The 12,606-nt window shown below is 37.2% G+C and carries 14 protein-coding genes; all 14 read right to left on the reverse strand.

Annotation, left to right across the window (positions count from 1 at the left end):
- Window positions 1-34 precede the first annotated feature (34 nt).
- A complete protein-coding gene (locus AN34_RS02075) occupies window positions 35-1,270 on the reverse strand; it encodes a DEAD/DEAH box helicase (protein ID WP_029281785.1) in 1,236 nt (411 codons plus the stop codon).
- A gap of 289 nt (window positions 1,271-1,559) precedes the next feature.
- Window positions 1,560-1,898: a hypothetical protein gene (locus AN34_RS02080; protein WP_029281786.1), complete on the reverse strand. Its 339-nt coding sequence runs from the start codon at window positions 1,896-1,898 to the stop codon at window positions 1,560-1,562.
- Between the two features lie 2 nt (window positions 1,899-1,900).
- The gene (locus AN34_RS02085; protein WP_029281788.1) at window positions 1,901-2,464 is read right to left on the reverse strand and encodes an RNA polymerase sigma factor; all 564 of its coding nucleotides are present in this window, start codon (window positions 2,462-2,464) and stop codon (window positions 1,901-1,903) included.
- Window positions 2,465-2,602: 138 nt separating this feature from the next.
- Window positions 2,603-2,953, reverse strand: a complete 351-nt coding sequence (gene secG / locus AN34_RS02090) for a preprotein translocase subunit SecG (protein ID WP_029281790.1) — start codon at window positions 2,951-2,953, stop codon at window positions 2,603-2,605.
- 15 nt (window positions 2,954-2,968) lie between these two features.
- Window positions 2,969-3,985 (reverse strand): hypothetical protein, encoded by a 1,017-nt coding sequence (locus tag AN34_RS02095; RefSeq protein WP_029281792.1) that lies wholly within the window; start codon window positions 3,983-3,985, stop codon window positions 2,969-2,971.
- 76 nt (window positions 3,986-4,061) lie between these two features.
- Window positions 4,062-4,568 carry an LptE family protein gene (locus AN34_RS02100; RefSeq protein ID WP_029281794.1) on the reverse strand — a complete coding sequence of 169 codons (507 nt, stop codon included), beginning with the start codon at window positions 4,566-4,568 and terminating at the stop codon, window positions 4,062-4,064.
- A 59-nt stretch (window positions 4,569-4,627) separates the two neighbouring features.
- Window positions 4,628-5,869 carry a sigma-54-dependent Fis family transcriptional regulator gene (locus AN34_RS02105; protein ID WP_029281796.1) on the reverse strand — a complete coding sequence of 414 codons (1,242 nt, stop codon included), beginning with the start codon at window positions 5,867-5,869 and terminating at the stop codon, window positions 4,628-4,630.
- A 165-nt stretch (window positions 5,870-6,034) separates the two neighbouring features.
- A complete protein-coding gene (miaB, locus tag AN34_RS02110) occupies window positions 6,035-7,450 on the reverse strand; it encodes a tRNA (N6-isopentenyl adenosine(37)-C2)-methylthiotransferase MiaB (RefSeq protein ID WP_029281798.1) in 1,416 nt (471 codons plus the stop codon).
- A gap of 129 nt (window positions 7,451-7,579) precedes the next feature.
- The gene (locus tag AN34_RS02115) at window positions 7,580-8,605 is read right to left on the reverse strand and encodes a cell wall metabolism sensor histidine kinase WalK (RefSeq protein ID WP_029281800.1); all 1,026 of its coding nucleotides are present in this window, start codon (window positions 8,603-8,605) and stop codon (window positions 7,580-7,582) included.
- A 33-nt stretch (window positions 8,606-8,638) separates the two neighbouring features.
- Window positions 8,639-9,403: a TIGR03915 family putative DNA repair protein gene (locus AN34_RS02120; RefSeq protein ID WP_029281803.1), complete on the reverse strand. Its 765-nt coding sequence runs from the start codon at window positions 9,401-9,403 to the stop codon at window positions 8,639-8,641.
- A 15-nt stretch (window positions 9,404-9,418) separates the two neighbouring features.
- Entirely contained in the window at window positions 9,419-10,675 is a 1,257-nt protein-coding gene (locus AN34_RS02125) for a putative DNA modification/repair radical SAM protein (protein ID WP_029281805.1), read from the reverse strand.
- Window positions 10,676-10,777: 102 nt separating this feature from the next.
- Window positions 10,778-11,422, reverse strand: a complete 645-nt coding sequence (locus tag AN34_RS02130; protein WP_029281807.1) for an HD domain-containing protein — start codon at window positions 11,420-11,422, stop codon at window positions 10,778-10,780.
- A gap of 73 nt (window positions 11,423-11,495) precedes the next feature.
- The gene (locus AN34_RS02135; RefSeq protein WP_029281809.1) at window positions 11,496-11,777 is read right to left on the reverse strand and encodes a helix-turn-helix domain-containing protein; all 282 of its coding nucleotides are present in this window, start codon (window positions 11,775-11,777) and stop codon (window positions 11,496-11,498) included.
- 325 nt (window positions 11,778-12,102) lie between these two features.
- Window positions 12,103-12,597, reverse strand: coding sequence for a hypothetical protein (locus tag AN34_RS02140; RefSeq protein WP_029281811.1), 495 nt, complete (start codon window positions 12,595-12,597; stop codon window positions 12,103-12,105).
- Between the last annotated feature and the right edge of the window lie 9 nt (window positions 12,598-12,606).

The raw sequence follows: 12,606 nt of genomic DNA on the forward strand, positions 1-12,606 counted from the left end.
CGCCAATAGAATATCTATCAGCGTTTAATCTTATTTAAGCTTGTGCATCAGGCTTAGGTTTCTTTTTATGCCATACCTTTTTCTTTGCATTGTTATTTCTGGCATGTTGCGGTTTCTTCTCCTCTACGTGCGTAATTTCCATTGCAGCAATATGCTCTGGTAGGGGCATTCTTGGAACTGCTTTTTCAATCAGTTTTTCAATGTTGTCGAACTTGCGCTTATCACGGCCGTTTACCAGTGTTATTGCTGTACCTTTAGTTGCGGCCCTGGCTGTTCTACCGATTCTGTGTACATAATCTGCCGGATCACCAGGGACATCATAATTGATCACCAAATCTACACCCTCCACATCAATTCCACGAGACAAAACATCCGTGCCGATAATGATCGGAAGCCTTCTGTTTTTAAAGGCTAATAAAATATCCTCACGCTCTTTCTGGCCTAAATCAGAATGAAACGCTTCTGCTTTAATGCTTAAGCTTTTGAATGTTTTATATAAGGCTTTAACCTTCTCTTTGGTAGATGCAAAAATAATGGCACTCTTGTATTTTCCGTCTTTGAAAAGATCAGTTAATAAAGCCTGCTTCTGCTGATCGTGAATATTATAGGCCTGCTGGTCAATTCCCTCTGCAGGTTTTGCAATAGAAATGGTAATTTGCTGAGGTTCATTCAGGATACTTCCCGCCATCTTCCTGATCTTCGGCGCCATGGTAGCCGAAAATAAAAGGGTTTGTCTTTTCTTAGGCAGGTAACTTACAATGCGCATAATATCATCATAAAAACCCATGTCTAACATTCGATCTGCCTCATCTAATATTAAATGCTGCAAATGTTCAAGTTTCAAAATACCTGAAGATAAATGAGCCATTAAGCGCCCAGGTGTTGCAATAATGATATCTACACCTTCCACCATAGAACGCTTTTGCTGCTCATATGCAATGCCATCGCCACCACCGTATACGGCTAGTGAGCTAATATTGGTGAAATAAGCCAAAGCCTCAACCTGCAAATCAATTTGTTGTGCAAGCTCGCGGGTAGGGGCTAAAATTAAGGTATTATTATGTCTGTTAGCAGCACGGCTAATTTTATCCATCACTGGCAATAAATAACTGGCTGTTTTTCCAGTTCCGGTTTGGGCACAGGCAATCAGATCATGATTATCTAAAATTACCGGAATAGCTTGCTCTTGTATTGGTGTGGCGCTTTTATACCCCATCGCCATTAGACCCTCATATAAATCAGGGCCAAAGTTAAAATCGTTAAAATTCAATCTGTTGTATTTATTTCTTTTAACAAAAGTACCTCAAATAAAGGCGAATAGCAAACCAGATTTAATATCAGATGAGATTGGGTTTCTAAAACAACTATCGCGATTTCATTTTGATGGCCAAGCCTGTGCTGTACATATGTTTTGAAGAGGATTAGAGATCCCGACTAACCTTGAAATCCTAACTAATGGAAAAATTAAGCTAGATAAATATTTTGAAGGATGTTAAAGGAGGATTAGAAATCCTCAGGAAAGACAGCCGGGATTGGAGATCCCGACTAGCGATTTTTTCTTATTCTTTGTTTCTGTTTCTCCAGCTGCTACACCTGTTTTTATATTCCTCTTTAAATTGGGCCCGTTCTTCTTCATTCATACTCTGCCATTTTGAACGCATTTTAACTGCTTTTTCACGGAAACCACCGCCTCCCTTATTAAAATTACCAAAAAGCAATCTGCACAAGACTAAAAGGCCTAAGGCTTGCCAGAAATTTAACCGGCCAGTATGTGCAACTTCTGGTAAAATCCAGTTCCATAATGACATAATTGTAAAGCCCAATAGGGTTGCAATGAGTGCAACAACAGGTAAAAAGAAAATAAATTTCGTGGCTTTACTGAATTTTCTATTTCTCATCGTTAATAGTTTATAAATTCCTGATATAAATTTTGTAAACGGCCCCGTAAATGTTTTACAGCATAGCCTTTTCTGGATATAAGTGTTTTAATGTTTTCTCCACTTTCATCGGCCAGTTCTCGAAAACTACGTTCTTCCAGTTCATTCTGAACAAATACATACCGCTGGTTTTTAGGTAGCTCATCGAGTGCGATGAATAATTGATCCCAAAAAAGTTTTTTTAATCCTTCTTCTTCAGGCGAGTAAGATTCTGCAAGCAAAATCTCTCTGATGTTAAAACCACCATCTTCGCTTTCAACAATAAAGTCATCAAGCGACTCTTCTTTTTGTTTGCGATATCGATCGGTAATCTTATTTCTGGCCACACGGTAAAGCCAGCCACTAATCTGTTCAATTGCACCAACCTCAGGCTGGTTACTAAGCTGATACCAAACATCCTGCAAAATATCTTCAGCATCTTCATCTGTATTTACCCTTCCACGGATAAAGCTGAACAGGCGTTTGCCATAATAAGCTACTGTAGAAATAATATTTTGAGGTTCGTTATTCGGCACTACCAATTGCATTATAAACCAGTAAACGGATGAGATTCAGAATTACTTTAAATTTATTTAGTTTTTAGCTTAAGTGATGCATCAAAACAGGCTAAACAAAAAAAGCTTTCCTTTTTGAGGAAAGCTTTAGCAGACAACATAAAGTCTGGTTTATTTTTTGGTCGTATCTGCAGGTTTTGCAGGCGCGGTATTGTTAAGGTTTCCACCAATAGGAGATGGAGTAGGTGTTTTATCTAAACGTTCCTGAATTGCTGAATTTCCTACAGCAGTAGCACCACCACCACTTTTTGCGATAGTGGTTATCGCTAATGTTAAAACTACGATGGCTGCCAACAAAACCCATGATCCTTTTTCAAGAACATCGCCAGTACGTTGTACACCAAACATATTGCTTGTGCCACCACCAGTTGCTAAACCACCACCCTTAGGATTTTGTATCAAAACAAATAAACCTAGCGCTACACACACAATAATTAATAAAATGATTAAAAAGGTTACCATGGTAAATATTATATTTTAAAATTTCTTTTCTATAGATTGGATAAGGTCGGCAAAGTAACCACTTTTTTCTGGATATTTCAAACTTAATTTTTTATAAGTATCTATGGCTTTGTGGTAAAGCATTTGTTCGATGTAAATTTTAGCTAAAGTTTCTGAAACCAGGTCGTAATGATCTTCAGCGCTCTTCTTTGCCTTATTTTCATTATCAATCTGCTCTGGCTTTGGCGGTTTTATGGTAGGGTCTTCTTTTAAGAAACGCTCTATAATTTCAGCACCTTTTGCATCTTTTATATCAGCAGACGGATATTCAGCCAAATGATCTGCAACTTCGAATGGTGTTTGAATGTGGAAAATATGTTCAACATATTGTTGTTGAAACTCTGCAGAATCTTTTTGTTGAACAGTTTGTTTAACAACGGCAGGTTTTGGCTGAACATATGGTTGAAAAATTTGTTCATGCTCTTTACGGGTTTTAGAAAGCCACCATAAAAAAGTATAGGGCAATTGATCATCATCGTATTTAGAAACGAAATTGACTTCATGACTATCTGGAACAACCGTTTCTATTTCCGGAGCAGACTGAACAACATCTGTACTTAATTTTTGTTCAAAAGCAAAGAAGTCAGTAGTTGCAATGTTTTCAATAAACAATTCATCCTCAACTGGCCAATCCGAAAGATTTGCAGAGGTTTCTGCCTCTGCTATTTCATCATTTTCGTTTGAAATTTCTGCAATGGTTTCATTTGCCTGTTCAGCACCGGGTTGTGGTATTGTTGTCTCTTCTTCTGGTTGTATTTCTTCGTTTAAGTTTTCATCCTGAACTGAAACTATATTTAAAACATGAAATAGTGCATTTCCATGGCTGTATAAAGCCGCCTTTGGAATGAAAGATGGATCAGCCTTTGCCAAAAGCAAATGAATCGGCTGTGCATATGGAAATTGTACCGCCAATTCCTGAAGCATGGGTATATGCTCCGGGCCAACCTTTCCGGGTTGAGCAAGTAAATTTACCAATAGCTGCTGATGATCCATTATAAGGGTTTGTCGCTAAGTTAAAAAATGTAAGCGGTTTTTAGAAAGTTTTATGCGTGAACAGATTTAAATCGAATTACCATTGTGCAAATGCACGGTTAAAAATATCCTCTGTTAGCTGTTTATTAATATTCTCTATCGCTGCTGGTAATGCAGCTTGAATGGAGGCTCCGTTAAGCGGGAAATCAAAGTATTTGGTAAAACTTTCTTCAAAGCTTTCCTTTTCTTTTCCGGCAGTATTATTGGTGTATTTAACTGCTACTGTAATGGTTAGCCTGTTTGCGCCTGCCGTAGGCGTTGAACTGGATTGCAATGCGACTGGTTTGATGTCATACCCAGTAATTCTACCTTCAAATACAGCGTCTCCTTCAGTTGTGGATATACTTAAACTGGTTTGATTACGGATTCTCGTCTTTAATGCCTCCGTAAATTGATTACTTAGTGTAGGTACGACCAAAGGCGCATTATTTTCAAAAACCTTCACTACAACAGTTTTTAAACCTACTGTAGATGCCCCATTGAATTTGTAAGCACATGCCGAAAGTACGGCAATTAAAAGAAGTGCAAATATTTTAATTTTCATTTAAGTTGGAATGATTTAATGCTTGCGGTTAATGTCTGACTAATTCAGGGTTTGATGACTTATAAACTCAGTTCTTTGATTTTTCGGTAAAGTGTCCGTTCTGAAATACCCAATTCCTGGGCAGCAAATTTCCGTTTACCTTTATGCTTTTTCAATGCCTTTTTAATCAGATCAGATTCTTTATCGATTAATGACAGTGATTCTTCAATCTCTTCTGCATCATGGGCATAGTAATCTGCATTATTGGCATTACTGCCATTGCTTGCATTAGGCTGCTGAATAGTAAAAGTATGTTCGTGTCCTCCTGGTAATTCTACATCTCTGTATAATTGATTGATATATTGAGGGTTATCTGCCAGAACACTGGCCGTATTACCTCCATGCTGTATAATTTCGGCAACCAGTTTTTTCAATTCTACCATGTCCTTTTTCATATCAAATAAAACCTTATAAAGAATATCTCTTTCTGTAAAGTCTTCCTTTGATTGAGAATTTATGGCCATTGGCAAATTGCTGCCAGACTCATTCGGAATGTAATTCAGGATAGCGGGACCAGTAACATTTCTATCCTTTTCCAGTACACAGATCTGTTCGGCAATATTTTTAAGCTGGCGAACATTACCCGGCCAGCTGTAATTGGTTAAAATCTGTATGGCATCAGGCTCCAGGTGAAGCGATGGACTACGATATTTATCACTAAAATCTGCTGAGAATTTTCTGAAAAGTAAATAAATGTCTTCTTTTCGTTCTTGTAAAGCAGGAATTCGTAATGGAACAGTGTTTAGCCTGTAATATAAATCTTCCCGAAACTTCCCGTTTTTTACCCGATTATAAACATCAACATTTGTTGCCGCAATGATACGAACATCTGTCTTTTGAACTTTAGATGAACCCACACGTAAATATTCGCCACTTTCCAATATCCGAAGCAAACGTGCCTGGGTTCCAAGCGGTAATTCAGCTACTTCATCCAAAAAGATGGTTCCGCCATTAGCCACTTCAAAATAACCTTTTCTAGCCTCATGTGCACCCGTAAATGAACCTTTTTCATGTCCAAAAAGTTCAGAATCAATGGTTCCTTCAGGAATAGCACCGCAGTTTACCGCAATAAATGATCCGTGCTTACGTGCACTCATCTGATGGATAATCTGTGAAAAAACCTCCTTACCACTTCCGCTTTCACCGGTAATTAAAACCGACATGTCTGTTGGTGCAACCTGGCTGGCAATATCTATGGCACGATTAAGTAGAGGCGAATTGCCAATAATCCCGAATCGTTGTTTAATATTTTGTGTATCCATTCTTTAATGGTTGAAAGTTAAAGGTCAAAAGTTGAAGGTCATGCTTTCTAACATGTTTCTTATGATTTAATCTTTAACTTTTATTGTAATATGTGTGATCAGCTTCGACGTATTGGGATTTGGCATTCAGCCATATAACCTGCAACCGATAACTTATAACTATTATTAAACTATTTTTCCAATCAAGGTAGCTGATGTACATTTCTCAATAAATACATTCGCATATTCACCTGGTTTTACACCTTCAATTGCCGGAAAAATTGCCATTGCGCCACTATCGCCACGCCCGCAATAATCCTGATCAGATTTTTTTGAAGTGCCTTCAATTAAAACCCGAACGGTTTTTCCTACCCATTCTTGTAAACGCATTAAAGAATGTGCTTGTTGCTTCGCCAGAATTTCTGCTAATCGGCGTTTTTTAACTTCTTCAGGAATGTCATCTGCCAGTTTTCTCGCAGCAAGTGTTCCTGGTCTTTCAGAATAAGTAAAATTATAAGCAAAATCATACTCCACGTAATCCATGATGCTTAGCGTTTCCTGGTGTTCTTCTTCCGTTTCGGTACAGAAGCCGGCAATAATATCTGTAGAAATTGCACAACCTGGAATAATTCTTCTAATGGCATCAATACGATTAATGTACCACTCCCGGGTGTAGGTTCGGTTCATTAATTCTAAAATGCGGCTATTACCAGATTGAACTGGTAAATGGATATAGTTACAGATATTATCGTATTTGGCAATGGTTTCTAAAACCTCATCGGTGATGTCTTTAGGGTGAGAGGTAGAAAAACGTACCCTTAAATCAGGATGAACTAAGGCTGTTTGTGCTAAAAGCTGTGCAAAATTCACCGTTTCTATTCCATCTTCTGAGGTCCAGGTGTAAGAGTCAACGTTTTGTCCTAAAAGTGTAACCTCCCGATAGCCTGATTCGAACAATGATTGGGCCTCCTGAATAATGGAATGCGCATCCCGGCTCCGCTCACGCCCACGTGTAAAAGGTACTACGCAGAAAGAGCACATATTGTTACAGCCTCGTGTAATAGAGATAAAAGCGGTAATTCCGTTACTATTTAAACGAACAGGACTAATATCTGCATAAGTTTCCTCACGAGACAATAATACATTTACAGCCTTGTGGCCACTTTCTACCTGTTCAATCAGGTTTGGCAAATCTCTATAGGCATCAGGGCCTACCACCACATCTACTAATTTTTCTTCTTCCAGAAATTTAGATTTAAGGCGTTCGGCCATACAACCTAAAACGCCTACAATTAATTTAGGATTGCGACGTTTTTCTACTCCGAATTGCGATAGCCGATTTCGTACCCTGGTTTCTGCATTTTCACGGATAGAACAAGTGTTGATGAAAATCACATCTGCCTGATGATAATCTCCGGTGGTCTCAAATCCTGTTTCTGAAAGAATAGAAGCAACAATTTCACTATCGGCAAAATTCATGGCGCAACCATAACTTTCAATATATAATTTACGTGCGTCGGCTTTAACTGGTGTATCTAAAATTAGGGCTTCACCTTGTCTGGCCTCATCATGCGTTTTATCCTGTACTTGTAAATCAATCATTCTTTAAAAAGATTTTGGGATTGCAAAAATACACAAAATAAATTAAAAGTGACAAATTGGCACGTTTTGTTACAACCTTAGGATTATAATCTGGTGATATTTGCCACGAAGATTAGGAAATGAATGAATTTAGCTGACTTTTTGAAGCGTAAATGCGAAAGTAGTTCCTATTCCGGGAGTGCTTCTCACAGAGATTGTTTGTTGATGGGCTTCCAGAATGTGCTTAACTATGGCTAGCCCTAAACCGGTTCCACCAACTTCTCTTGCACGGTGGGTATCAATCCGATAAAAACGTTCGAAAAGTCTTGCAAGATGTTTTTCCTCAATGCCCATACCATTATCAGTCACTTCAATTAGAAACTGATCGTGAAGTTCAAAGATCTTAATTGCCGTTTCACCGTTTTCAATTCCGTATTTAATGCTGTTTACAATCAGGTTAATTAATACCTGACGGATTTTTTCCCGATCTGCATTAACAAAAGTAACTGCGGTATATTTATCTTTAAAAAAAAGCTTGATGTGTTTAGATTTTGCCCTGTCATCCAGGTTTTCCATTACCTCTTTGGCCAGTGTTACAAAGTCAAATTTTTGATAATTAATCGGCGATTCTCCAGTTTCCAATTTAGCAATGGCATCCAGGTCATTAATCAGATAACTAAGCCTTTCTACATTATTTTCTGCTTTTTTAAGGAATTTCATGGCCATTTCAGGATCATCAGTAATGCAATCCTGAAGCGTTTCTATATAACCTTGAATAGCAAAAAGGGGCGTTTTAAATTCGTGCGAAACATTTGATAAAAATTCCCGGCGAAACTGCTCTTGTTTTTTTAATAAATCAATCTCTTTTTTCTTAGCGCCTGCCCATTCCTTAACTTCATGTTCCACATCGTTTATAGGGTCTGAACTTACATATTCGCCCAGTGCATCTTTTAAGTCTTTTCCGAGTTTTAAATTATGGATCAGTTTATAAATGAGCTTTATTTTGTTATAGATGTATTTTTCTAACAGGTAATAAAAAACAAGAAAGCTACTGAGAAATGAAACACCAAAAGAAATTCCGAAGAAATACCAGCTGCGTTCAAAATAAAAATTGACCATGCCAATGGAAAGCGCAACAGCAAGTGCTGTAATTAAAACCAGTACACTTAATTTCATGGTGCAATTTAGTGGTTTTATATTAAATGGATGTTAAGCCAGTTGCTTTTCAGTCAAATACTTCCAATATCTTTTTGGTACATGTTGCAGATGAAGTTTGGTGTTTTTTCTGGCTACAATATTGGCGCTTTTAAAATAATCCTTCCACAACATAGCATAAAGTTCTTCTTTTTCATCCATTAGGGCCGGGGAAGGATTCGAGCTTTTTGCACCATCAGAAAAATCGATGGTTACTTCTTCCACAGCATTTAAATCGTAATAAAGGCCATACTTGCGTTTCAAATCATAAATAATCCATTGCTGATCTGCATAACGGTTTTTAAAATGATTTGAAATTAATGGCAACACATTAAATTCAGGATCTATTGACGTATAAAATAGGCCATCGCCGGTTTTTTGAAACCTGATGAATGCTTCCATCCGGTGTTTTTCCCTTTCCACACTTTTGGCATATTTGGATAAGGCAATCACATGATCGTTGCCATAGTTAGCGGCAGCGCCTATTTCACTTTTAAAAATATAAATAGCAAATTGAAAGAGATGATTGTAAGCTTCAGGAATTTCAGATAAATAGCTGCAATAGAAAGTTCTTTGCCAATCTTTCTTCAGTTTTTTTTGAAGACCTTTCCACACGCGATCTGCTTTCTCTTCATTGGTGATCACCTCAAAAGATTCCGTAAAGGCATCGGGTTGAAAAATACCAGTCAATTGTAAGTGAGTACGTCCGGGCTTTCGCTCAAACCATTCGAAAACTGCAGTTAACAAACCCGTAAGTGAGCCATCAAAAGTATAAATCATAACCTGTTTAATAACCTAAAATAAAATGAGCTGGTTATTGTCCGTTTTTAAATATTTACTTTGACTATCGGCCATAATAAAAGCCTTAATCTGTGTGCCTTGATAGTCTTTTATCTGATAGGGACTATCTGCACACGTGATAAAATGCTTAGCTCTGTTATACGCTACACCAATTTTCTTTAGTTGGTCAATTCTTAATCTTCCAAATTTTCTGGCCTGAACAATCTTTTTTGCGGACATTACACCAATACCTGGAATCCGGAGAATCATTTTATAATCTGCCTTATTAATATCTACCGGGAAATGCTGCATATTTCTAATGGCCCAGCTCAGCTTTGGGTCAATATCTACATCCAGATTCGGATTGGCATCATTTAAAATTTCCTGAACTTTAAAACCATAAAACCGCATTAACCAATCGGTTTGATATAATCTGTTTTCTCTAAGTAAAGGAGGTTGAGTGCCTAAAATTGGCATTCTGCTATCATTGCTAATGGGTACATAGCCAGAATAATAAACCCTTTTCAAAGAGAAATTTTTGTAAAAAGCATTAGCGGTGTACATAATGTCTTTATCACTTTCAGGGGTAGCACCAATCACCATTTGCGTGCTTTGACCTGCCGGAACAAATTTTGGTACGTGCTTGATTAACTTTTTATCTTCAGCAAACTGAACAATGTTTTGCTGAACAAATCCCAGAGGTTTAATTACATCGGCATGGCTTTTTTCTGGTGCCAAAAGCTTTAGTCCTGCTTCGGTAGGCATTTCTAGATTGATACTCATGCGATCGGCATATAAACCGGCTTCCTTAATCAATTCATCACTGGCACCCGGAATGGTTTTTAAATGAATATAGCCGTTGTAACGTTGCTCTAATCGAAGTTTTTTGCAAACCAGCAGTAACCGTTCCATGGTAAAATCTGCATTTTTAAAAATGCCCGAACTTAAAAATAAGCCTTCAATATAATTCCTTCGATAAAAGTTCATGGTTAAATCCACCACCTCATCTACGGTAAAAGCAGCACGCTTAATATCGTTGCTCTTTCTCGAAACACAAAATAAACAATCATAAATACAGTGATTGGTTAAAAGAATTTTTAAAAGAGAAACGCAACGCCCATCTTCAGTATAGGTATGGCAGATGCCAGAGGTATGGCTATCACCTATACCTTTGTTATCATTTTTACGAGTGCCGCCGCTTGATGAACATGAAACATCATATTTCGCAGCATCGGCAAGGATATTTAACTTTTCACGAATTCGGTCAGACATAGCGATTGATTTACTAACAAATATAGCTATAAAGCTAAAATTATTAGTAATCAAGCCCGTAAAACTTACTCTGATACGGAATAAAGATTATTAAAGCCTGGATTAGTTACCTTCCCATTCGCTGTAAAATTGATCCAGGTAATCTACCATGACCTGATGTCTTTTTGCTGCGATCTTTTTTCCAGCTGATGTGTTCATCATATCTTTTAAAAGCAAAAGCTTTTCATAAAAATGATTGATTGTTGGCGCCGTAGTATTTTTATAACTTTCTTTCGAAAGATGTTCTTCTGGTTTTATTGCAGGATCGTATAGCACCCTGTTTTTAAAACCACCATAAGTAAAAGCACGTGCAATACCAATGGCTCCAATGGCGTCTAAACGATCGGCATCTTGCACGATCTGCATTTCTTTTGAAGTAAAACTGTTTTCATCAAAACTGTTTTTAAAAGACATGTGCTGGATAATCATTTTTACATGATTCACTATTTCTTCCTCTACTGCTATAGACTGTAAAAAGGATTGTGCCATTTTAGGGCCTAAAGTTTCATCACCATTGTTGAATTTAGGATCAGCAATATCATGCAAAAGTGCTGCCAGCGCAATCACCAGTTCATTTCCTTTTTCCTCCTGATTAATGTTCAACGCGGTTTTAAAAACACGCTCTATATGAAACCAATCGTGGCCGGCTTCTGCATTTTCTAAGGTTTGTTTAACAAACGAAATTGTTTTTTGAATGGGATCCTGCATCATTAAAATTTACAACAAAGATATTGCAAAATAGATGCATAAAATAAGAATGATATCAACAGCGGTAAGTTAATTAACTTGCCGCCGCTGCTCTATGCTCATCATCAGCAATAATTTTGATTAAATCATTAGGGTTTAACGTGAGTAAATGCGTAACCTCTACTTCTAAAATTTCTGAAACCTGGAATAACCGATCAATTGTTAATTTGCTATAACCTAGCTCAATCTTACTGTAGGCATTTTGTGAAATTTTTAATTTTGCCGCTAAATAATCTTGAGTATAATCTCTGTATTCTCTAATTTTTCTAATATTCCCGGCAACGTTTTTGGTTTTTAAAGCTAATACATCTTCCATAAAAAGGATTGTTTTTTAATTTTTTCAATATATACGAGCCTTTTATCCATGCAGTTTTTCCAAATTATAATTTTTAGCACTATAAGGAATTACGCGGAGGGGTAAATGAACAGTATAATATAAACAGATCCGGGGGGTAAAAGTTTAAGATATTCCGTTTATCTACTTTTACTCAGTAAATTACATTTATTGGTTGGTGAAATTAAACAGCATTTTTCGAGCGATAAGAATCAAATTGTTGGGGTATTGCCATAAAGTATGATCGCTTAATTACTAATATTTTACTATTCAACTAAGTTATCATTTGCTAAAAAGTTAACAGGCTTTAATATAGCCCCCATTCATCTTCATGGTCATCTTTTTCGAAATTTTTTACCCAGTCTATAAATAGCAGGCGAAATTTCTCGATTTCATCCAGAACAATATTTTTATAATCAGCATTACAAATGCCAAATAGATCTGCGGCTTTAATCTGGGTTTCGAGCTCCCTGCAATTTGTACGGATAATCGATGCATTTTCCATTCTTAACAGATATAAATCTGCACCCTCTGCGCCAATAATTTTTGGACAAAGCATCATTGCATTTTGCATAATTAAGCCTGAAGTCATTTCTGCCATCTCACCCTTTAAGGTTTCACAGAAAACCGCAGCGTATTTATAAATTGCCCTGGCCTGGTTGTATAAAAGCTTTGCCCGGTTAACTTTTAGTCTTACCTTTTCAGCATCGTATGGTGATAGATTTTCTTCATCCTCATCGTTTCTGCCGAACCGGCTAAAATGTTCCCATTCAGGCATGTGGTTCATGTCATCAAATTCCATATTTTATTT

The organism is Pedobacter sp. R20-19, assembly GCF_000708265.2.
GTDB lineage: Bacteria > Bacteroidota > Bacteroidia > Sphingobacteriales > Sphingobacteriaceae > Pedobacter.